Raw genomic sequence first — 20,933 nt, 5'->3', positions numbered from 1 at the left:
GGGTCCTACTGGCCTGACGGGCAGCCCGTGGCGGCGAAGGCCATGAAGCGGGTCGTCTCGCGTTCGTCGAAGTTGTCGTCCGAGCCGATCACCAGCGTGCACTCGCCGCCGGCCAGGCGCGGGCCCCACGACAGGCTCTCCAGGTTCTGCACCGGAGGACGGAACGTGCCGAGGTCGTAGACCAGGCGCTTGCCGACCGGGCGGTAGCCGCCGCGGGCCAGCGAGTCGCGGCCTAGCACGTTGGAGGCGCCGCGCAGGTCGATCTCGTACAGCTTGACGCGGTAGTTCACGCCCTCGATCCAGGAACGTTCCAGCGCCAGGTAGCGGTGGTCGTCGATGGCCAGGATCTCCGACACGCCGGTGTCGGCGTCGCCGGTGGGCGGGTTCGGCGGCTCGGGCAGGCGGTCGAGGCGGTAGGCGTACTGGCCGCGCGGCCTGCCCTGGCGGTCCCAGACGGTGATCCTGGCCAGCGAGCCGCGCTCGGCCGTCGGCAGGGGGCCGTCCTCGTAACGCGGGCCCTCGGTGACGGCCGTGACGGAACGGGCGGTGACCGCCAATCCCTCGAATCCGAAATTACGCCTTGGGCCACGTTCCGTATTCGTCAGCCGCAAATTACGCGGGAGTGCGAATTCGCCCACTTGGCGGCCGTTCAGGTCCGTTCTGCGAATGGCCGGTTGCGAAATGGGGATGTCGGGATTTCTGGCGTCGGGCCGGTCCCCCTCGTCGCCCCACACCAGCCGGCCCGTCCACCGGTCGAACCTGATCGTCTCCGGGTCCGCCGCGCCCGGCCTGCCGTACCCGGGGTACGGGGTGCCGTCCGGGCGGGTCAGCGTGCGGACGCCGGTCAGGCGGACACCGGTGAAGTCGCCGGTCCTGCGGTTGATGTCGAGGTGGCCGGTGTAGAAGCGGGCCGGGTTGTAGCGGTCGCGGTCGTCGGAGATGAGATACCAGGTGCCGGTGCGCGGGTCACGGTCGACGCCGGACAGGCCGCCCACGGTGGTGCCCTGGAACGTCATCTTGTACGGGATGCGCTGCTCGCCGAGGAAGCGCGTGATGCGTACCGGCGCCCGCCGCTCCGCCGCCTCCGCCGCCTCCGCCGCCGGCGCGGTGGCCAGCACCGTGGCGAATGCCATGGCTATTCCGGTTATTCTCCGAGCACGACCCATTTGAGCCTCCGTCCTGGAAATCGACGGAGGCCATGAAAGCGCGAATCAAAAGCGAAGTCCACGAACCACCCAACGGCATGCCGCCCTCCAAAGGCCCACAAATTCCTTCGGGGTGGAGGACGGGTTGGAGGTGGTGGAGCGAAAGACCCGGCCGGGGACGGAGGGAGCGGCCCACGTGCCCCCACGGTGTCCGGTCTCCTCTCCTCCCCTCCTCCCCTCCTCCCCCTGGTCAGGGGGTGGGACGGATGAGGGTGCCTATGACGGTTGTCGCGTCGTACTCCGGTGAGGTGGCGATGCGGGGGAGGAGGCCGGCTGAGCTCACTGCTTCGGCGGTGGTCGCCGCCTGGTTCTGGCTGGTCTCCACCAGGAGGCGGCCGCCGGGGGTCAGCCAGAAGGGGGCGGCGGCGATCACGCGGCGGACGACGTCCAAGCCGTCCTCGCCGCCGTCCAGGGCGAAGCGGGGCTCGTGGAGGCGGGCTTCCGGGGGCAGGAGGGCGACCGATTCCGAGGGGACGTAGGGCGGGCTGGTGATGAGGATGTCGACCCGGCCTCGGAGCGACGACGGCAGGGGGTCGTACAGGTCGCCCTGGTAGACGTGCGCGCCGGGCAGGTTGCGGCGGGCGCAGCGCACGGCGGCCGGGTCGAGGTCGGCCGCGTGCAGCTCCACCCGCCCGGCCAGCCCCGCCGCGACGGCGGCGCCCATGGCGCCGGTGCCGCAGCACATGTCGAGGGCCACCGGCCGGCCCGGCACCTCGCGGGCGAGGGCGACGGCGCGGTCGATGAGGAACTCCGTGCGCGGCCTGGGCACGAACACGCCGGGCTCGACGTGGACGCGCAGCCCGCAGAACGACGCCCACCCGAGGACGTGCTCCAGCGGCTCGCCGGCGACCCGGCGTTCGAGCATGGCGGCGAGGGCGTCGGCGGTGGCGGCGGTCGAGACGAGCAGCTCGGCTTCGTCCTCGGCGAAGACGCAGCCTGCGGCACGCAGCCTGGCGACGATCTCAGCGGAAGGAAGCGACGAGGAGGAGACAGACATGGAAACCTTTCGGGATGCCGTCGGGCGCTCCCGCGGTCACCTAGTCCTGGTGGGCCGCACGGTTACGGGAAGGGAGCACCCGGCCTGACACAGCGGCGATGGGTCTCACCTCCCTGGGACGAGCACGGACGATCACTTCTGCGAGCGCCACGGTACCAGAGCGCTCAACGCCGCTCGTGACGGGGTGCGAGCGGGACGCTGCCGTGCGGATGGATACCGGTCCCCTGGGGCTGGTCCGCCTGGGAGCCGGGCGGCTGGTCAGATGCGGCGGGCGAGGGCGAGTTCGGTGGTGAGGGTCAGGTCGAGGCCGTCGCCCACCAGCTCGCCGACCTCGCCCAGCACGCGTTCGCGCACGTCGGGCGGGAGGATCCGGTACACGGACATCGTGCCGGTGAGGGTGACGAAGCGGTAGGCGTCGTAGCGCTCTGTCCTGGTGTAGCGGCGCCGGTCGAGGTCGGTGAAGCGGGGGTCGTCCTCCAGCAGGTGGCGGGACTCCTCGGCGCGGTCGCCCTCGTTCTGGTGCAGGCTCTGGCTGGCCAGGCCGTACCGCTCGGCCAGCCGGCCGAGTGCGGCGCGCACCCCGTCGTCGGCGGGGATGTAGTGGTTCCAGAACAGCGCCAGCGCCCCTGAGGGGGCCAGCGCGTCATGGGCCAGGTCCCAGCGCCGGTCGGGGTCCACCCAGTGCCAGGCCTGCGCGGAGTAGAGCAGCGCGAAGCGGCGGTCGGGGACGTAGTCCTCGAAGATCCCGCTCACCACCCGCACACCGGGGCACTTGGCCGTGAGCGCCGCCGCCATCCTGGGGTCGGGTTCGACGCACGTCAGGTCGCTCACGTGGGCGGCGAAGCCGGCGGTGGCCTTGCCCGTGCCGGCGCCGACCTCCAGCACCGGCCCGTCGGGCGCGTAGGCGAGCACCTCGGTGACGAGCCGCTCGGGGTAGCCGGGCCGCGCGGCCTCGTACTGCTCGACCGCCTCGCCGAACACCACGCTCCGCCGCCGGTCCACTCCCATGGCGCTCCCCCTTCGTCCGTACGCGAGTGCCGATTCAATCACGCCCGGCGCGGGCGGGCGGAAGGGAGTAGGGTCCGGTGACTGTGAGGGATGAGCGCGACGAGCCGGTCGAATACCGGCAGAGCCGGTTCCGTACGCCGCCGGGCGCGACCGAGGTGCTGCTGGTGCGGCACGGCGAGTCCGAGCCGGCCCGCCCCGACCGGGCGTTCCCGCTGGTCGGCGGGCAGGGTGACCCGGCGCTCGCGCCCGAGGGCCGCGAGCAGGCCGAGCGGGTGGCGCTGCGGCTGGCCGCCGAGCGGATCGACGCGATCTACGTCAGCACGTTGCGCCGCACCTCCGAGACGGCCGCGCCGCTGGCCGCCCGGCTGGACGTGACGCCGGTGACAGAGGCCGAGCTGCGCGAGGTGCACCTGGGCGAATGGGAGGGCGGGCTGTTCCGCCGCATGGTGGCGGAGGGCCATCCGGTCGCCCGCCGCATGGCGCAGGAGGAGCGCTGGGACGTCATCCCCGGCGCGGAGCCGGCGGCGGCGTTCTCCGAGCGGGTCAGGAAGGTGCTGGAGAAGCTCGCGGCCGCCCATCCCGACCAGCGGATCGTGGTGGTGACCCACGCCGGCGTGATCGCGGAGGCGCTCGCGGCGGCCACCGGGTCGCGGCCGTTCGCGTTCCTGGGGGTCGACAACGCCTCGGTGTCGCACCTGGTGCTGACCGAGGCGCGGTGGATCCTGCGCAGGTTCAACGACACCGCGCACCTCGCCCCCTTCTTCACCACCGCCGCCGCGCTGCCCACCTGACCGGGGCCGCGTGGTGAAGAGGCTGATCGCCCGGCTGTGGCGGAGCCTGCGCGGGTCGGTGAAGTGGCGGCTGCTCTACCTGACGCAGGACAAGTTCATGGTCGGGGTGACCGGGGTGGTGCGCGACCGCGACGGGCGGGTGCTGCTGCTGCGGCACCGGTTCTGGTCCGAGGAGCGTCCGTGGGGGCTGCCCACGGGCGGCGCGAAGCGCGGCGAGACGTTCGAGCAGACGGTCGTGCGCGAGGTGCGCGAGGAGACCGGGCTGGAGGTGCGGGTGGGCGAGCTGGTGCTGCTCAAGAGCGGGTTCCGGCTCAGGATGGAGGTCGCGTACGCGGCCGAGTACGCGGGCGGCGGCACCCTGCGGCTGAACGCGATGGAGATCCTGGAGGCCCGCTGGTGCGCCCCCGACGACCTGCCCGACGGCCTGATCCCGTCGCACCGGGCCCTGATCGAGGCGGCCCACTGACCGTGCCCGGTTGACCATGCCCGGTTGACCATGCCCAGTTGGTCGTGCCCAGGCTGGTCGTGCCCAGGCTGGTCGTGTCCGATTGGTCGTGCCCAGCCTGTTCGTGCCCAGCCTGGTCGTGCTCAGCCTGGTCGGGCTCAGCCTGGTCGGGCTCAGCGGGTGTCGAGCGTCCAGTCGGCGCCGAAGGAGCCTTCGAGCCGGTGCCGCGAGCCGGGGTGGAGCAGCCGGGCCACGCTGACCAGCACGTCGCGCGACCAGGTGCGGCGGCGCACGAGCAGGCACGGCTCGTGGCGGCCGATGCGCAGCAGCCTGCGCTGGGCGGCGTCGCCGAGCACGGCCTCCACGATGTGCTCGCCGCGGGTGAGCGGGGCGACCTCGTTGAGGTAGGCGTGGGGGGTCTGCCGGGTGAAGTCGCGGTCGAGGTAGTGGGGCGCGGCGGCCGGGTTGACCAGGCGGTCTTCGAGCTGGATCGGGGTGTCGTCCTCGAAGTGCACGATGAGCGAGCGGTAGACGACGGGCCCCGCGGCGGCGCGCAGCTCGGGGTCGGCGGCGTCGGACGGCTCCTCGCGGACGAAGACGACCTCGGTGTGGTGGCGGTGGCCGTGCCGGCGGATGTCGTCGGCGATGTTCCTGACCTGGAGCAGCGCGGAGGCGGCCTTGGGCGCGGCGACGAACGTGCCGACGCCGGCCCGCCGCTCGATGAGCCCTTCGTGGGTGAGCTCGCGCAGCGCTCTGTTGATGGTCATGCGGGACAGGCCGAGGGCGCTGACGAGCTGGTGCTCCGACGGCAACTGCTGGCCGTGGGCCCACCGGCCGGAGCGCACGCCGGCGCTGATGACCTTCTTGACCCGCTCGTACGCGGGCGCCGAGGCGGGCCCGAGCTGCTGAAACTGGGCGGCGAGCTCGGACTCGACCACCGTGATGGGCACCATGGCTCGGCGGATCCTCCGGTCGGGGGACGGCGGGCGGAGCGATCTCCGGACTCGATGGCCCGAAGTTTATCTTCCTCCCAGGGGTGGCGAGCTGTATATACAGGACTGTACATTTCCCCTCGAACCCCCGTTTCCCCCAGGGCGCGTGACGCGCGAGAGGCGGACCGCCATGACTGACCATCAATCCCTGGGCGCGGGTCCTGCCGTGGAGCGCCGGACGATCGACGTGATCCCCGACGCCGAGCGGCACGGCACGCCGCGCAGCCAGTTCACCCTCTGGTTCGGCGCCAACATGCAGATCACCGCGATCGTGGACGGCGCGCTCGCCGTCGTGTTCGGCGCCGACGCCCTCTGGGCGATCATCGCCCTGCTCATCGGCAACGTGCTCGGCGGCGTGGTGATGGCGCTGCACTCCGCGCAGGGACCGCGCCTCGGACTGCCCCAGATGATCTCCAGCCGGGCGCAGTTCGGCGTGTTCGGCGCCGTGCTGCCGCTGCTCCTGGTCGTGCTGATGTACCTCGGCTTCGCCGCCACCGGCAGCGTGCTGGCCGGGCAGGCGCTCGGCCGGATCCTGCACGTGCCGGCGACCGCCGGGATCCTGCTGTTCGGGCTGCTGACGGTGATCGTCGCGGTGACCGGCTACCGGCTCATCCACACCGTCGGCAGGATCGCGACCGTGATCGGCGTGTGCGGACTCGGCTACCTGCTGATCAAGGTGTTCACCACGTACGACGTGGGCGCCTTCGTCGGCGTCAAGGGCTTCGAGGCGCCGACGTTCCTGCTGGCCGTGGGGCTCGGCGCGGCCTGGCAGCTGACCTTCGGCCCGTACGTCGCCGACTACTCCCGCTACCTGCCGCGCAGCACCAGTGAGCGCTCCACGTTCTGGGGTACGTTCCTCGGCAGCGTCATCGGCTCGCAGTGGGCGATGTCGCTGGGCGCGCTGATCGCCGCCGTCTCGGGCGCGGTGTTCGTCGGCGACCAGGTCGGCTTCGTCGGCGAGCTGGCCGGTCCCGCGGCCGTCGCGCTGCTGATCTACATCGTGATCGTGGTGGGCAAGCTGACGGTGAACACGCTCAACGCCTATGGCGGCTTCATGTGCCTGCTGACGACCGTGACCGCGTTCAACGGCCGCTCGCGGGTCTCGCCGGTGGTGCGCGCGCTCTACATCGTCGGCTTCACCGCCGTGTCGGTGCTGGTGGCGATCATGGCCAGCGCGGACTTCCTGGACAACTTCAAGAACTTCGTGCTGGTGCTGCTCATGGTGTTCACGCCGTGGAGCGCGATCAACCTCACCGACTACTACCTGATCTCCAAGGAGCGGGTGGACATCCCCGCCCTGTACGACCCGGCGGGCCGCTACGGCCGCTGGAACGTCACCGCGCTGGTCACCTACGCCTTCGGCGTGGTCGTCCAGATCCCGTTCCTCGCGCAGAAGCTCTACACGGGGCCGGTCACCGAGCTGCTCGGCGGCGCCGACATCTCGTGGATCGTCGGCCTGCTGGCCACCGCCGCGCTGTACTACCCGTGGGCCAGGCGGACGTCGAACCCGCCCGCGGAGATGATCTATCCGTCCACCGAGCCGGTCGCGGCTCGCTGACAGAAAGGACCCCGCTCATGGAAGGCGCACGCCCGGTCAGAGCCGCCCGTGGCACCGAGCTGACGGCCCTCGGCTGGCAGCAGGAGGCCGCGCTGCGGATGCTGCAGAACAACCTCGACCCCGAGGTGGCCGAGCACCCCGACGACCTCGTCGTCTACGGCGGGACGGGCCGCGCCGCCCGTGACTGGCGCTCCTTCGACGCGATCGTCCGCACACTGCGCACGCTCAAGGCCGACGAGACGATGCTGGTGCAGTCGGGCCGGCCGGTGGGCGTGATGACGACCCACGAGTGGGCGCCGCGCGTGCTGATCGCCAACTCCAACCTGGTCGGCGACTGGGCGACGTGGGAGGAGTTCCGGCGCCTGGAGGCGGCGGGCCTGACCATGTACGGGCAGATGACGGCCGGTTCGTGGATCTACATCGGCACCCAGGGCATCCTCCAGGGCACGTACGAGACGTTCGCCGCGGTCGCGGCCAAGCGGTTCGGCGGCTCGCTGGCCGGCACGATCACGCTGACCGCCGGGCTCGGCGGCATGGGCGGCGCCCAGCCGCTGGCCGTCACCATGAACGGCGGCGTCGCGATCTGCGTGGAGTGCGACCCGTCGCGCATCCAGCGCCGCCTCGACCACGGCTACCTCGACGTCAAGGCCGACGACCTCGCGCACGCGCTGCGGCTGGCCACCGAGGCCAGGGACGCCCGCAGGCCGCTGTCGATCGGGCTGCTCGGCAACGCCGCCGACGTGCTGCCGCACATGCTGGCCGAGGGCGCGCCGATCGACGTGGTGACCGACCAGACCAGCGCGCACGACCCGCTGGCGTACCTGCCGCTCGGGGTGGCCTTCGAGGACATGGCGGCCGAGCGGGACAAGGACCCGGCCGGCTTCACCGAGCGGGCGCGGGCGTCGATGGCGCGGCACGTCGAGGCGATGGTGGGCTTCCAGGACGCCGGGGCCGAGGTGTTCGACTACGGCAACTCCATCAGGGGCGAGGCGAAGCTCGCCGGCTACGCCAGGGCCTTCGACTTCCCCGGCTTCGTGCCCGCCTACATCAGGCCGCTGTTCTGCGAGGGCAAGGGGCCGTTCCGGTGGGCGGCGCTGTCGGGCGACCCGGCCGACATCGCGGCCACCGACCGGGCGATACTCGACCTGTTCCCCGACAACGAGCCGCTGGCCCGGTGGATCCGGTTGGCCGGGGAGAAGGTGCACTTCCAGGGGCTGCCGGCGCGCATCTGCTGGCTCGGGTACGGCGAGCGTGACCGGGCGGGCGAGCGGTTCAACGACATGGTGGCCTCGGGCGAGCTGCGGGCGCCGGTCGTGATCGGCCGCGACCACCTCGACTGCGGGTCGGTGGCCTCGCCGTACCGGGAGACCGAGGGCATGCGCGACGGGTCCGACGCGATCGCGGACTGGCCGCTGCTCAACGCCATGGTGAACGTGGCCTCCGGCGCCTCCTGGGTGTCGATCCACCACGGCGGCGGCGTCGGCATCGGCCGGTCGATCCACGCCGGGCAGGTGACGGTGGCCGACGGCACGGCGCTGGCCGGGGAGAAGATCAGGCGGGTGCTCACCAACGACCCGGGCATGGGGGTGATCCGGCACGTGGACGCCGGGTACGAGGAGGCCGAAGAGGTCGCCGGCCGCACCGGCGTGCGCGTGCCCATGAAGGAGTCCTGATGCCGTCGTCGTCGTTCCGGCCGTTCCGGTCTCGGGAGGGGTGCTGATGCCGTCGTCGTTCCAGGAGATGTGGGCGGAGCTGCTGCCCGTCGGGCGGCACGCGGGGTCCGGCGGTTACCGGCGCTTCGCGTGGACCTCGGCGGACACCGAGTGCCGTGACTGGTTCCGCGAGCAGGCGGCGGCGCGCGGGCTGGACGTCGAGACCGACCGCAACGGCAACCAGTGGGCCTGGCTGGGCGACCCTTCCGCGGGTGACGCCGTGGTGACCGGGTCGCACCTGGACTCGGTGCCGGACGGCGGCGCGTTCGACGGGCCGCTCGGCGTGGTGTCGGCGTTCGCGGCGCTGGACGAGCTGGCCGCGCGGGGCGTGCGGCCGTCCCGCCCGGTCGCGGTGGTGAACTTCGGCGACGAGGAGGGCGCCCGCTTCGGGCTGGCCTGTGCGGGTTCGCGGCTCACGGCCGGGCAGCTCACGCCGGAGCGGGCCGCCGCGCTGCGCGACGCCGACGGGGTCACGCTGACGCAGGCGATGGAGCGGGCCGGCCACGACCCTGAGGCGATCGGCCCCGACGACGAGCGGCTGGCCAGGATCGGCGTGTTCGTGGAGCTGCACGTCGAGCAGGGCCGCCACCTCGCCGGCACCGGCTCGCCGGTGGGCGTGGCCTCGGCGATCTGGCCGCACGGGCGGTGGCGCTTCGACTTCCGCGGCGAGGCCAACCACGCCGGCACCACCCGCATGCAGGACCGGCACGACCCGATGCCCGCCTACGCGGCGACCATGCTGGCCGCGCGGGAGCGGGCCGCCGCGGCGGGCGCGCGGGCCACGTTCGGCAAACTGCTCGTCGAGCCGAACGGCGTCAACGCGGTGCCGAGCCTGGTGCGGGCCTGGCTGGACGCGCGGGCCGCCGACGAGGAGACGCTGGCGCTGCTGCTCGGCACGATCGAGGACGCGGCCCGCGAGCACGCCGCCCGCGAGGGCGTGGAGGTCGGTCTCGAACGCGAGTCGTTCACGCCGGTCGTGGACTTCGCGCCCGCGCTGCGCGACGAGCTGGTGCGGCTGCTGGCGGCGCGCCGGCCGTACGAGGTGCCGGTGCTGCCGACGGGCGCCGGGCACGACGCCGGCATCCTGGCCGCGAAGGTGCCGACGGCGATGCTGTTCGTCCGCAATCCCACCGGGGTGTCCCACTCCCCCGCCGAGCACGCCCGCGAGGACGACTGCGTGGCAGGGGTGGAGGCGCTGGCCGACGTGCTGGAGGGGCTGGCATGCCGGTGACGTACCACGCCGAGCACGCCTGGATCGGCGGCGCGGTCGTGGCGGGGGCGGTGATCGAGGTGGCCGGCGGGCGCGTCTCCGGCGTCCGTACGGGCGTCGCCACGCCCCCGCCCGGCGCCACGGTGCTGCGCGGGCTCACCTTGCCCGGCCTGGCGAACGCGCACTCGCACGCCTTCCACCGGGCACTGCGCGGCATCGCGCAGCGCGGCTCGGGCACGTTCTGGACCTGGCGCGACACCATGTACGACGTGGCAGGCAGACTCGACCCCGGCACCTACCTGGACCTGGCCACCGCCGTCTACGCCGAGATGGCGCTGGCCGGGATCACCTGCGTGGGCGAGTTCCACTACCTGCACCACGGGCCGGGCGGCACCCCGTACGCCGACCCGAATGCCATGGGCGAGGCGCTCATCGAGGCGGCGGCGCGGGCCGGGATCAGGATCACGCTGCTCGACACCTGCTACCTGTCGGCCGGGTTCGGCGCGCCGCCCGAGCGGCACCAGCTCCGCTTCAGCGACGGCGACGCCGCCGCCTGGGCGGCCCGCGCGGGCGAGCTGAAGGAGCGGCCGCACGCCCGGATCGGGGCGGCGGTGCACTCGGTGCGCGCGGTCCCGGCGGACCAGATCGCGACCGTCGCGGAGTGGGCCGCCGGGCGGGCGGCGCCGCTGCACGTGCACCTGTCGGAGCAGCCCGCCGAGAACGAGGCGTGCCTGGCCGCACACGGCCGCACGCCCGCCGCGCTGCTGGCCGAGCGGGGCGCGCTCGGCCCGCGGACGTCCGCCGTGCACGCCACCCACCTGACCGGCGACGACATCGCGCTGCTCGGCGGCTCGGCCACCACCGTCTGCATGTGCCCCACCACGGAACGGGACCTCGCCGACGGCATCGGCCCCGCCGCAGACCTGGCCGCCGCCGGATCCCCGATCAGCCTGGGCAGCGACAGCCACGCCGTGATCGACCTGTTCGAGGAGGCGCGGGCGGTGGAGCTGGACGAGCGGCTGCGCACGCTGCGGCGCGGCCACTGGAACGCCGCCGCGCTGCTGCGCGCCGCCACCGAGGACGGGCACGCCTCACTAGGCTGGCCGGAGGCGGGCAGGATCGAGGCGGGCGCGCCGGCCGACTTCGTCACGGTCGCGCTCGACTCCGTCCGCACAGCGGGGCCGCCGCCGGCGCTCGGCGCGGAGACCGCGGTGTTCGCCGCCTCCGCCGCCGACGTCAGGCACGTCGTGGTGAACGGCCGCCCGATCGTCCGCGACGGCACGCACCTGCTGGTGCCGGACGTGCCCGGCGAGCTGTCCCGTACGATCACCCACCTCACCACGCAGCCGTAACGCGGAAAGGAGCCGTGCCGTGTCCGTCGCCATCACCGGGATCGGCAGCCTGTTCACCAATGACCCCGAGCTGGGCACGATCACCGGCGCCGCCGTCGTGTTCGACGCGGGCCGGGTGGTCTGGGCCGGGCCGCAGGCGCGGGTGCCCGACGCCGACGAGCGGGTGGACGCGGAAGGGCGGGCCGCCATCCCCGGGTTCGTGGACTCGCACGCGCACCTGGTGTTCGCCGGTGACCGCACGGCCGAGTTCGACGCCCGCATGTCGGGCCAGCCGTACACGGCGGGCGGCATCCGTACGACGGTGGCGGCGACCCGCGCGGCGAGCGACGCGGAGCTGGACGCGAACGTCGCCAGGTACGTCGCCGAGGCGCTGCGCCAGGGCACCACGACGATCGAGTGCAAGTCGGGCTACGGCCTGACGGTCGAGGACGAGGCCCGCGCGCTGCGCATCGCGGCAGGTCACACCGACGAGGTGACGTACCTGGGCGCCCACGTGGTGCCGCCCGAGTACGCCGGCGACCCGGACGCCTACGTGGACCTGGTGGCGGGACCGATGCTGGACGCCTGCGCCCCGCACGCCCGCTGGGTGGACGTCTTCTGCGAGCGGGGCGCGTTCGACGGCGACCAGTCCCGCGAGGTGCTCACGGCGGGACAGCGGGCGGGACTGACGCCCCGGGTGCACGCCAACCAGCTCGGCCCGGGGCCGGGCGTGCGGCTGGCGGTGGAGCTGGGCGCGGCGTCGGCCGACCACTGCACGCACCTCGACGACAAGGACGTGGACGCGCTGGCGAGCGGCTCGACGGTGGCGACGCTGCTGCCCGGCGCGGAGTTCTCCACCCGCTCGCCGTACCCGGACGCGCGCCGCCTGCTGGACGCGGGCGTGACGGTGGCGCTGTCCACGGACTGCAACCCGGGATCGAGCTTCACCAGCTCGATGCCGTTCTGCGTGGCGCTGGCCGTGCGCGAGATGGGCATGACGCCGGACGAGGCCGTGGCCGCCGCGACGCTGGGCGGCGCGCGGGCGCTGCGCCGCGACGACGTGGGCCGCCTGTCCCCCGGCGCCCGCGCCGACCTGGTGCTGCTGGACGCGCCGAGCCACGTCCACCTCGCCTACCGGCCGGGGGTCCCGCTGGTGGCGGGGGTCTGGCGCGGCGGCGTACGCGAGGTCTGACGGGCGCTCACATGCGCTCGGCGCCGGCTCTGATCGCCTGCCGGATGCGGGGGTAGGTGCCACAGCGGCAGATGTTGCGGATGCCGTCGAGGTCGTCGTCGGTGATGGCGCGGCCCTCTGCGGCGACCCTGCGCACGAGGTCCACGGCGGCCATGATCTGGCCGGGCTGGCAGTAGCCGCACTGGGAGACGTCGTGGTCGATCCACGCCTGCTGCATGGGGTGCAGGCCGTCGTCGCCGGCGAGCCCCTCGATGGTGGTGACCTCGTCGCCGGGCCGCAGCTCGGAGACGGGCACGGAGCAGGGGCTGACCGCCTTGCCGTTGACGTGGCTGGTGCAGGCCTTGCAGACGTTGATGCCGCAGCCGTACTTGGGGCCTGTGACGCCGAGGACGTCGCGCAGGACCCACAGCAGGCGTACGTCGCCCGGCACGTCCACGGTGACCTGTTCGCCGTTGACGCGGAAGGTGTACTCGGGCACGGGCTGCTCCTCCGCTCAGCGGGTGAGGCCGTCGACCGGCGACGGCGGGACGGGCGGGACGGTGGGCTTGGGGGTGAAGGACAGCGTGCCGTGGTTGATCGGGAACGTGGTCGGCATGGTGCCGGTGGCGCGGCCGTAGGCGCAGGCGACGGCGGCCATCGACGCGGCCACGGCCAGCTCGCCCGCACCGCCGGGCTGGTCGGAGGTGTCGGGCATGATGATGACCCGCACGTCGGGCGGGGTGTTCCACTGGCGGGTGTAGAAGTAGTCGTCCCAGCTCGCCTCGAGGAAGGCGCCGTCGCGCAGGTGCAGGCTTGAGGTGAGGGCGAGCGCGATGCCGTCCATGATGCCGCCCGTCATCTGCGCCTCGAGGCCGCGCGGGTTGACGGTGAGCCCGGCGTCCACGGCGAAGACGACCTTGGTGACGCGCGGCCCTGTCACGCCGTCGCGGATCGGCCGGCCGACGGTGGCGGGCCGGCAGTCGATCTCGACGAGCGCGGCACTGGCCGACTTGTACTCGGTGTGCAGGGCGATGCCCTGCGCGGTCCCGGCCGGCATCGCCCGCCCCCATGACCCGGCCTCGGCGACCCGGTCGAGCACCGCCCTGGCACGCGCGTCGTGCAGCAGGCCGCGGCGGAGCCGGTAGGGGTCCTTGCGGGTGCGGGCGGCGAGCTGGTCGAGGATCAGCTCGCGGGCGCAGGTGACGTCGGGCGAGTAGACGTTGCGCATGCTGCCGGTGTTGAAGCCCTTGCCGGTCTCGCTGAGCAGCCTGCTGCTCACGCCGAGCGTGTACGGCATCGACTGGCTGAAGTGGAAGAACGTCTGGGCGAAGGTCATGTCGCCGACCGGCAGACGGGCGGCCAGCGCGGTGATGATCTCGCCGAGGCCGTGCCCGAGGTCGGTGGAGACGCCGGTGTGCCGCTGCTGGTAGCCGAGCACGGTGTCGCCCAGGTGGGACAGCCGGACCCGGGAGGTGGCCATGGGGTGCACGCGGCCCTGGCGTACGTCGTCGGCGCGGTGCCACATGAGCTTGACCGCCTTGCCGATCTTCTGCGACAGCTCGGCGGCCTCCAGCGCGGCGTCGAAGAAGAGCTTGCGGCCGAAGGAGCCGCCGCCCTCGGTGACGTGCACGGTGACCCGGTCCTGCGGCAGCCCGAGCCGGGCGGCGATGGCCTGCTGGGCGACGATCGGCGACTTCAGCGACGACCAGATCTCGGCGCGCCCGTCGCGTACGTCGGCGATCGCGCAGTTGGTCTCCAGCGCGCTGTTGCCCCGGAAATAGAAGGTGAACAGGCCCTCGACGACCGGTGTGGGCGGCCTGATGCCGAGCGGGATCTCGGCGGCCCGCAGGTCGCGCAGCACGTCGTCGTCGGATCTGCCGGCGACGGTGCCGGGCCGCCAGGTGACGCGCAGGGCGCGTACGGCGTCGATGCACTGGCCGAAGGTGTCGGCGCGGACCGCGACGCCGGTGGAGATGACGGCGACGTCGGTGACGCCCGGCATGGCGGCCACCTCGGCGAGGTTGGCGACGGAGCCGGCCTTGCCGTTGATGGTCGGCGGCCGGCAGACCATCGCCGGTTTCGCGCCGGGCACGTCGAGGTCCATGGTGAACGTCTTGCGCCCGGTCACGGCGTCGCGGGCGTCGACGCGGCCGTGCGGGCGGCCGATGACGGCGAAGCTCCTGCGCTGGGTGAGCTCGACCTGGACCTGGTGGGTGGTGGCGGAGGCGGCTTCGGCGGCGAGCGCGCCGATCCCGATGCTCTGACCGGCGGGACCGACGACGGCTCCGTCCTTCATGGTCAGGCCGCCGGCGGGGACGCCCAGCTCGGCCGACGCGGCGGCCAGCAGCCGCTGCCTGGCGACGGCGGCGGCCACCCTGATCGGGGTGTAGGTGGCGATCGTCGTGTTGGAGCCGCCGGTGAGCTGGTTGAAGATCAGCTCGGGCCTGGCGTCGGCGAGCGTGACGCGGACCCGGTCGAGCGGCACCGCCAGTTCCTCGGCGATCAGCATGGCCGTCGAGGTCGTGATGCCCTGGCCCACCTCGGCTCGCGGCAGCGCGAACGACACCGTGCCGTCGCCGCCGACCTCGACCCTGATGAGGCCGGAGGTCGGCAGCGCGGCGACGGTCATGAGGTCGTTGAGGTCGACCAGCTCGGTGATGTCGGCGGCTTCACCGGCCGCCGCCGGGGCGGGCAGGAGCTGGGCGGCCGCCACCAGGGTGGGGGCCGCCAGCACGTATCCGAGGAAGCGGCGCCGGCCGACGCCCGTGCTCTGTGCGGTCATCGGCCGGGCCGGTTGGTGGCCGGGATCTCGATCTTCGTCTCCTGCCCCTTGGTGAGGTAGAAGAGGATGTACTTGCGCACGGCCTCGTCGATCACCCAGGCGACGCTCGGCACCAGCGGCAGCGGGATGATCCCCTCCCTGAACCTGACGAGTTTCGGCCAGGCGGAGGCGATGACCGGGTCCCACACCGGCTCGCGCGGGATGTCGTCCCAGTCGGCCACCACGTCGCCGACCAGATAGCGGGCCAGCGCGTTGCACAGCGGCCTGCTGATGCTGCCGGGGCTGGTCTGCTCGGCGAGCTGACCGAGCAGGATGTCGGTCAGCTCGACGCCCTCGGGAGTGGGGCCCATGTTCCTCGGCAGGATCTCGTCCGACTGGGCGCCCGCGGCGTCCCAGGTGGCGGGGATGTACTCGTCCTTGATGCCGAGCATGTGCGCGGTCACCTGCCACACGTGCAGGTACGCCTGCGACTCCGCGTCGGTGATCGGCACCCGCCACTCCAGCAGCTTGCGCATGGCGAACGTCGGCAGCGTGTGCCAGGTGACCAGCATGTCCTCCTGGCTGATCGGGATGTCGCCGCCCAGTGGGGCGACTGCTGCAGCAGGTGCCGTACGGCGGCGTGCACCAGCCGGGTCTTGACCGCCTCCACCACGCACGAGCCTTGGGGCCGGTAGGCGTCGAGGTCGCCGACCGCGAACCCGAAGATGCTGGTCTTGGCGACCCGGTCCTCCATGTCCGCGCCGCCCTTGGAGTAGTAGACCGCGCGGGCCTCCTTGGGGATGGCGGTGCTGAGCATGCCGCCGCCGACGCCGTTGAGCAGGTTGAGGTAGAGCCCTCTGGCCTTGGTGAATGTCGCGGCCGTCTCCAGCTTGGCGCGGTCGGCCCAGGACGGGAGCCGCCGGGCCCGTTCCATGAAGTCCCGCAGGTCGGCGGGGAGCCCGGCGGGCAGCGGCTGGTCGTTCCTGTTCCAGTCCCACAGCAGCCGGTTCACCTCCGGCACGTCGCCGCGGTCGAGCAGCGAGGCGACCAGCGGGTCGGCCTCCTCATCCCACACCCACCGCGGGTCGGCGCCGGTCCCGGCGCCCGCGATGGAGCCGCCCGGCGCCCAGGTCCACGCCGCGGCGTGGGCCGGCATCGCCGTCCCGAGTGCTCCGAGCGCCCCGAGTGCGCCTCCCGTGACCAGCATCCTGCGTCTGCTCAGCTCCGCCATGCCCGTGCTCTCCTTCCTCCTGTCGTGGACACCGTGGACACCGTGGACACCTCAGGAGGGCCGGTTGCTCTCGGGGATCTCGATGCTGATCGGCCGGCCCTCCGACAGGAACAGCAGGGCCGCCTTGCGCAGGAACTCGTCGAACGTCCAGTACGCCGCCGGCGCCAGCGGGAAGGGCAGCAGCCCTTCGCGTACCGCGATGAAGGGCCCCCACGACGCCCGTAGCAGCGGGTCCCAGATCGGCTCGCGCGGGATCCTCAGCCAGCCGGCGATCTCGTTGCCGAGCATGAACCGGGTGAACGCGCCGAGAATGGGCTTGCTGAGGATGCCGGCGTCCACGGGGGTGCCCAGGCTGAGCAGGATGTCGGCGAGCTCGATGCCCTCGGTGGTGGGCGCGAGCACGGGGGTGAGCACCTGGTCGGCCTGCGAGTTCGCCTCGGACCACGAGCCGGGGATGTACTCGTCCTTGATGCCGAGCATGTGCGCGCAGAGCTGCCAGGAGTGCAGGAACGCCTCCGACTCGGCGGCGGGGATGGGCACCCGCCAGTCGACCAGCTTCTGCATGACGGTGGTGGGCAGGCTGTGCCAGGTGACCATCATGTCGCGCTGGCTGATCGGGATGTCCTCCTCGGCGCGGCCCGGCCAGTACGGCGACTGCGGCAGCAGGTGGCGTACGGCGGCGTGCACGAGCCGCGTCTTGACGCAGGTCACCACCATCTCGCCGTCGGGCTGGTAGGCGTTGCGCGACATGATGTCGTAGCCGAGCTTGGCGGTCTTGGAGATGCGGTCCTTCATGTCCGCGCCGCCCTGGGAGTAGTAGACCGCCAGGGCCTCCTTGGGGATGACGGTGCTCATCATGCCGCTGGCCAGGCCGTACAGGACGCCGAGGTAGAGGCCGCGCTTCTCGTTGAAGCGGACGGCGGTGGCCAGCTTGCCGTGGTCGGCCCACGACGGGAGCCGCCTGGCCTCCTCCATGAAGTCGCGCAGGTCGGCGGGCAGCCCGGCGGGCAGCGGCTGGCCGTTCTTGGTCCAGGTGCGTAATAACCGGTTGACCTCGGGTACGTCGCCGCGGTCGAGCAGTGAGGCGACCAGCGGGTCAGCCTGCTCGTCCCAGACCCAGCGCGGGTCGAGGCCGGCCCCCGTGCCCGCCACCGAGCCCTTGGCCGACCAGGTCCACGCCTGGGCTGGGGCCGCCGCGGTGAGCGCGCCGATCGCGCCGAGCGCCCCACCCGCCTTCAACACGTTGCGTCTGCTGAGTTCGCCCATGCCGCCGTGCCTCCTCTGTCGCCTGTCGCCGAGGGTTCGAGAGCGCTCTTGGTACGATGAAACAGAACTTGAGTCTGTGTATCATTCATGACAGCACACCGTGACCGGCATCACAAGACCGTGACAGCGGCTGTTGGCGACTGAGGCACAATCGAGCCAGGAGGTGAAGGTGGAATCAGCGCTGTCCGCGTTCATGACGCCGCCCGAGTCGGAGTCGCTGCTCGAACGCGCCTACCTCGAGGCCGTCGAGCGCGTCGGCGACACCGACGAGCTGCGCACGCGCATCCTCGACGCCGCCTACGAGCAGTTCTGCCGCATGGGCATCCGCCGCTCGACCATGGAGGACGTCGCCCGCCGCGCCAAGGTCTCGCGCATCACCGTCTACCGCCGCTTCGCCACCAAGGACGCGCTGGTGGAGCACGTCGTGCGGCGCGAGTTCCGGCGCTACTTCGACCGGTTCCTCATCGACATCGAGCAGGCCGGCACCGCCGCCGACCGGGTGGTGCTCGGGTTCGTCAGCTCGCTGCGCGCGATCCGCGGCAACCCGCTGATCGGCGGCCTCATCACGATCGAGCCCGACCTGGTCGTGCCGTCCATGGTCGCCGACGGCGGTCACACGCTCGCCACCGTCCGGCAGTTCGTGGCCGGGCAGCTGCGCCGCGAGCAGCGGGCCGGCCACGTGTCGGAGGAGCTCGACATCGACCTGGTGGCCGAGATGATGGTCAGGGTCTCGGCGTCCTTCCTCGCCGTGCCCAGCATGGTCGTCGACCTCGACGACGACGAGCAGCTGGCCGGCATCGCGCGGCGGTTCCTCGTGCCGATGCTGGAGCCGGGCTGATCAGCCCAGGGCGACCGGCAGGGCCGCCAGCCGCAGCGTCCCCGGATCGGGCAGGTACGCCGGCTCGCCCTTGATCTCCATGCCGGGGAAGCGGCGCAGCAGGGCGCCGAGCGCGACGCCGGTCTCCACGCGGGCCAGCCCAGCGCCCACGCAGAAGTGCGGCCCGTGGCCGAACCCGAGGTGCGGCACCGGCTCCCTGGTGATGTCGAACCTGTCCGGCTCGTCGAACACGCGCGGGTCCCGGTTCGCCGCGGCCACCGAGACGGTGACCGGCTCGCCCCTGGGGATGCGGACGCCGCCGATCTCGACGTCCTGCGCGGCGAAGCGCGGCACGGTCATGATCTGCGGGGTGCACCAGCGGGCCAGCTCCTCCACCGCGCGCGGCATGAGCGCGGGGTCGGCGCGCAGCGCGGCCAGCTGATCGGGGTGGGCGAACAAGGTGACCAGGGCGTTGGCGATGAGGTTGGCCGGGGTCTGGCCGGCCAGGACCAGCAGCCACACCATGGTGACCAGCTCGTCGTCGGAGAGCCTGTCGCCGTCCTCACCGGCGATGCGGGCCAGGTCGGAGACCACGTTCGCGGACGGCGTCGCGCGCGCCTCGGCGATCGCCTTCTTCGCGCCCTCGATGATCGCCGGCAGCGCCTCCTTGAACGCCTCGCCGTGGCCGCTCGCGACGGCGACGCCGTACTCGCGCCAGGCGGGGCGGTCGGCGGCGGGGATGCCGACCAGCTCGCAGATCACCTCCATGGGCAGCGGCCTGGCGAAGTGCGCGAGCAGGTCGGCCTCCTGGCCCGGCAGCTCGGCGAGCAGGCGGTCCACGACGGCCTCGATGCGCGGGGCGAACTCCACGGCCTTGCGCGGCGTGAACGCGGGCGCGACGAGGCGGCGCAGGCGGGTGTGCTCGGGGCCGTTCATCTCGGACATGGTGCGCATGTAGCGGACGCAGTGCTCGGGGACGTCGGGGCGCAGGAAGCTGCCTGAGTTGATCTCAAGGCGGGGGTCGGCCAGCGCCGCCCTGGCCTCCTCGTAGCGGGTGACCGCCCACAGGTGGCCGAGTCCCGGCACCAGCAGCCGCGCCACGGGGGACTTCTCCCTGGCCGGGGCGTACGCGGCGGCCAGGTCACGCAGCACCGCGAGGTCGGACAGGTCTATCTCCGGCACATCGGTCATGACGCCGCCTCTCATTTCGAATGATGCCATCATCTGAATGTTGACGGTATCTTGTTTTTCGAGCGCACGGCAACGGAGGAGGGCGGTTGGTCCGGCTCACCAGGGCACAGACGCAGGAGCGCAACAGGGCGAAGGTGCTGGCGGCGGCCAAGGAGGAGTTCGCCGAACGCGGCTACCGCGACGCCAAGATCGACGACATCGCCGACCGGGCCGAGCTGACCCGCGGCGCGGTCTACTCCAACTTCCCCGGCAAGCGGGCCCTCTACTTCGCGGTGCTGGCCGACCTGGCCGAGCACGCGCCCGTACGTCCTCCCGACGAGCCCGCGCTGACCGTGCGCGAGGCACTCGGCGAGGTCGCGCGGGCCTGGGTGACCCGGCTGCCGCTGGTCACCGACGGCGAGCACGAGCCGAGCCGGCTGGGCATGCACCTGCTGCCCGAGATCCTCGCCGACGAGGCCACGCGCAAGCCGTACGCGCAGCTCATGCGGCTCAACGCCATCTTGCTCGGACTGGCCATGGAACGCCTGCGGCCGCCCCGCGAGCCGGACGGGCGGCTCGTGCGGCTCGCCGAGTCCGCGCTCACCGTCCTGCAGGGGGCCGCGCAGCTGTCGGCGGCGGCGCCCGGGTTCGTCGATCCGTTCAACGTCATCAGGACGTGCGAGCAGCTCGCCGGCCTCGACCTCGACGACCGCTGGTTCCAGGCCCCCATGACCCCCTCGGTCCTGTCCCCTGCCACCTCCTGGACGCCGCCGTCCGGGACCGTCGACGCGGTCTCCGGCGAGCCCGCTCACCCGGAGCGCGACGGGGTGGTGGCGGTGCTCGGCCTGCACCGGCTCTCGGCCGCCGAGGAGCTCGTCCGCGCCGCGCCCCCCGGCGCCGAGCTGACCGTCGCCATCGTCACCGGCGCCCCCAAGGAGCTGCTCCCCCTGGCCCGCCTCGTCATCGCCGAAGTGGTCACCTGCCTGCGCCAGGCCTTCCCCCGCGCCGCCTGGCCCCGACTGCGCGTCCTGTACGACGACACGGGCGCGCTGGCTTCGGCCGCCGGCGTGGCGGACCCGGACGACCGCACGGAGGTGGCGCTGCGGGTGCGCGAGGGCCACGTGGAGCTGCGAGCCGCAGGCTTCGGCGCCTGCCACGCCGCCGCCCTCCACCCCTGACCTGCGGGTGGGGCGGCGTTCGCATTCCGGTGGAACCGGGGTGGGTGGGTGCGCGGTCCAAGGTAAGGGCGACGCTCACGCCGGCGTCCA

General features: G+C 72.8%; 19 protein-coding genes. 9 read left to right on the top strand and 10 right to left on the bottom strand.

The features are described from left to right. Nucleotides 1-5 precede the first annotated feature (5 nt). From ACFFR3_RS41005 to ACFFR3_RS40995, 3 genes are all read right to left on the bottom strand, one after another. Complete coding sequence (locus ACFFR3_RS41005; protein ID WP_345404080.1) at nt 6-1,133, bottom strand: esterase-like activity of phytase family protein; 1,128 nt, start codon at nt 1,131-1,133, stop codon at nt 6-8. A 262-nt stretch (nt 1,134-1,395) separates the two neighbouring features. Then, on the bottom strand, nt 1,396-2,202 hold the full coding sequence (locus ACFFR3_RS41000; RefSeq protein ID WP_379484889.1) for a putative protein N(5)-glutamine methyltransferase: 807 nt from the start codon (nt 2,200-2,202) through the stop codon (nt 1,396-1,398). 258 nt (nt 2,203-2,460) lie between these two features. Next, complete coding sequence (locus ACFFR3_RS40995; protein WP_379484888.1) at nt 2,461-3,210, bottom strand: class I SAM-dependent methyltransferase; 750 nt, start codon at nt 3,208-3,210, stop codon at nt 2,461-2,463. 77 nt (nt 3,211-3,287) lie between these two features. Here ACFFR3_RS40995 and ACFFR3_RS40990 point away from each other — a divergent pair, with 77 nt between their 5' ends. After that, a complete protein-coding gene (locus tag ACFFR3_RS40990) occupies nt 3,288-4,001 on the top strand; it encodes a histidine phosphatase family protein (protein WP_345404074.1) in 714 nt (237 codons plus the stop codon). 10 nt (nt 4,002-4,011) lie between these two features. Next, nucleotides 4,012-4,467, top strand: coding sequence for an NUDIX hydrolase (locus ACFFR3_RS40985; protein WP_364376365.1), 456 nt, complete (start codon nt 4,012-4,014; stop codon nt 4,465-4,467). Nucleotides 4,468-4,619: 152 nt separating this feature from the next. On the opposite strand, the gene hutC is transcribed toward ACFFR3_RS40985, so the two are convergent. Then, entirely contained in the window at nt 4,620-5,399 is a 780-nt protein-coding gene (gene hutC / locus ACFFR3_RS40980; protein ID WP_364376362.1) for a histidine utilization transcriptional repressor HutC, read from the bottom strand. 169 nt (nt 5,400-5,568) lie between these two features. On the opposite strand from hutC, the gene ACFFR3_RS40975 reads away from it, so the two are divergent. Genes ACFFR3_RS40975 through hutI form a run of 5 tightly spaced genes read left to right on the top strand, consistent with a single transcriptional unit; the run spans nt 5,569 to nt 12,441 of the window. After that, nucleotides 5,569-6,996, top strand: coding sequence for a purine-cytosine permease family protein (locus tag ACFFR3_RS40975; RefSeq protein ID WP_345404068.1), 1,428 nt, complete (start codon nt 5,569-5,571; stop codon nt 6,994-6,996). A 17-nt stretch (nt 6,997-7,013) separates the two neighbouring features. Further along, nucleotides 7,014-8,669 carry a urocanate hydratase gene (hutU, locus tag ACFFR3_RS40970; RefSeq protein WP_379484887.1) on the top strand — a complete coding sequence of 552 codons (1,656 nt, stop codon included), beginning with the start codon at nt 7,014-7,016 and terminating at the stop codon, nt 8,667-8,669. A 46-nt stretch (nt 8,670-8,715) separates the two neighbouring features. Beyond that, on the top strand, nt 8,716-9,939 hold the full coding sequence (locus ACFFR3_RS40965; RefSeq protein ID WP_345404065.1) for an allantoate amidohydrolase: 1,224 nt from the start codon (nt 8,716-8,718) through the stop codon (nt 9,937-9,939). Next, nucleotides 9,930-11,270 carry a formimidoylglutamate deiminase gene (locus ACFFR3_RS40960; protein WP_379484886.1) on the top strand — a complete coding sequence of 447 codons (1,341 nt, stop codon included), beginning with the start codon at nt 9,930-9,932 and terminating at the stop codon, nt 11,268-11,270. The genes ACFFR3_RS40965 and ACFFR3_RS40960 overlap by 10 nt, the downstream gene beginning before the upstream one ends. A gap of 19 nt (nt 11,271-11,289) precedes the next feature. After that, complete coding sequence (hutI, locus tag ACFFR3_RS40955; RefSeq protein WP_379484885.1) at nt 11,290-12,441, top strand: imidazolonepropionase; 1,152 nt, start codon at nt 11,290-11,292, stop codon at nt 12,439-12,441. A 7-nt stretch (nt 12,442-12,448) separates the two neighbouring features. Here hutI and ACFFR3_RS40950 read toward each other — a convergent pair whose 3' ends face one another. The 5 genes from ACFFR3_RS40950 to ACFFR3_RS40930 are packed head-to-tail and all read right to left on the bottom strand — an operon-like array spanning nt 12,449 to nt 17,678. Continuing rightward, complete coding sequence (locus tag ACFFR3_RS40950) at nt 12,449-12,919, bottom strand: (2Fe-2S)-binding protein (protein ID WP_364376347.1); 471 nt, start codon at nt 12,917-12,919, stop codon at nt 12,449-12,451. A 15-nt stretch (nt 12,920-12,934) separates the two neighbouring features. Beyond that, on the bottom strand, nt 12,935-15,202 hold the full coding sequence (locus ACFFR3_RS40945; RefSeq protein ID WP_379484884.1) for a molybdopterin cofactor-binding domain-containing protein: 2,268 nt from the start codon (nt 15,200-15,202) through the stop codon (nt 12,935-12,937). Next, nucleotides 15,199-15,753 (bottom strand): oxygenase MpaB family protein, encoded by a 555-nt coding sequence (locus ACFFR3_RS40940; protein WP_379484883.1) that lies wholly within the window; start codon nt 15,751-15,753, stop codon nt 15,199-15,201. Before ACFFR3_RS40940 ends, ACFFR3_RS40945 begins: the two co-directional genes overlap by 4 nt. Continuing rightward, a complete protein-coding gene (locus ACFFR3_RS40935) occupies nt 15,642-16,412 on the bottom strand; it encodes a hypothetical protein (RefSeq protein WP_379484882.1) in 771 nt (256 codons plus the stop codon). Before ACFFR3_RS40935 ends, ACFFR3_RS40940 begins: the two co-directional genes overlap by 112 nt. A 51-nt stretch (nt 16,413-16,463) precedes the next feature. After that, nucleotides 16,464-17,678: an oxygenase MpaB family protein gene (locus ACFFR3_RS40930; RefSeq protein WP_364376338.1), complete on the bottom strand. Its 1,215-nt coding sequence runs from the start codon at nt 17,676-17,678 to the stop codon at nt 16,464-16,466. A 193-nt stretch (nt 17,679-17,871) separates the two neighbouring features. Here ACFFR3_RS40930 and ACFFR3_RS40925 point away from each other — a divergent pair, with 193 nt between their 5' ends. Next, entirely contained in the window at nt 17,872-18,516 is a 645-nt protein-coding gene (locus ACFFR3_RS40925) for a TetR/AcrR family transcriptional regulator (RefSeq protein ID WP_345409782.1), read from the top strand. On the opposite strand, the gene ACFFR3_RS40920 is transcribed toward ACFFR3_RS40925, so the two are convergent. Then, entirely contained in the window at nt 18,517-19,686 is a 1,170-nt protein-coding gene (locus ACFFR3_RS40920) for a cytochrome P450 family protein (RefSeq protein ID WP_345404050.1), read from the bottom strand. It abuts the gene before it with no gap. An 86-nt stretch (nt 19,687-19,772) separates the two neighbouring features. Here ACFFR3_RS40920 and ACFFR3_RS40915 point away from each other — a divergent pair, with 86 nt between their 5' ends. Further along, nucleotides 19,773-20,843, top strand: a complete 1,071-nt coding sequence (locus ACFFR3_RS40915; protein ID WP_364376332.1) for a TetR/AcrR family transcriptional regulator — start codon at nt 19,773-19,775, stop codon at nt 20,841-20,843. Nucleotides 20,844-20,933 lie beyond the last annotated feature (90 nt).

It is taken from the genome of Nonomuraea salmonea (assembly GCF_042428605.1).
GTDB classification, from domain to species: Bacteria; Actinomycetota; Actinomycetes; order Streptosporangiales; family Streptosporangiaceae; genus Nonomuraea; species Nonomuraea salmonea.
This window is presented reverse-complemented; position numbering and strand designations above follow the sequence as displayed.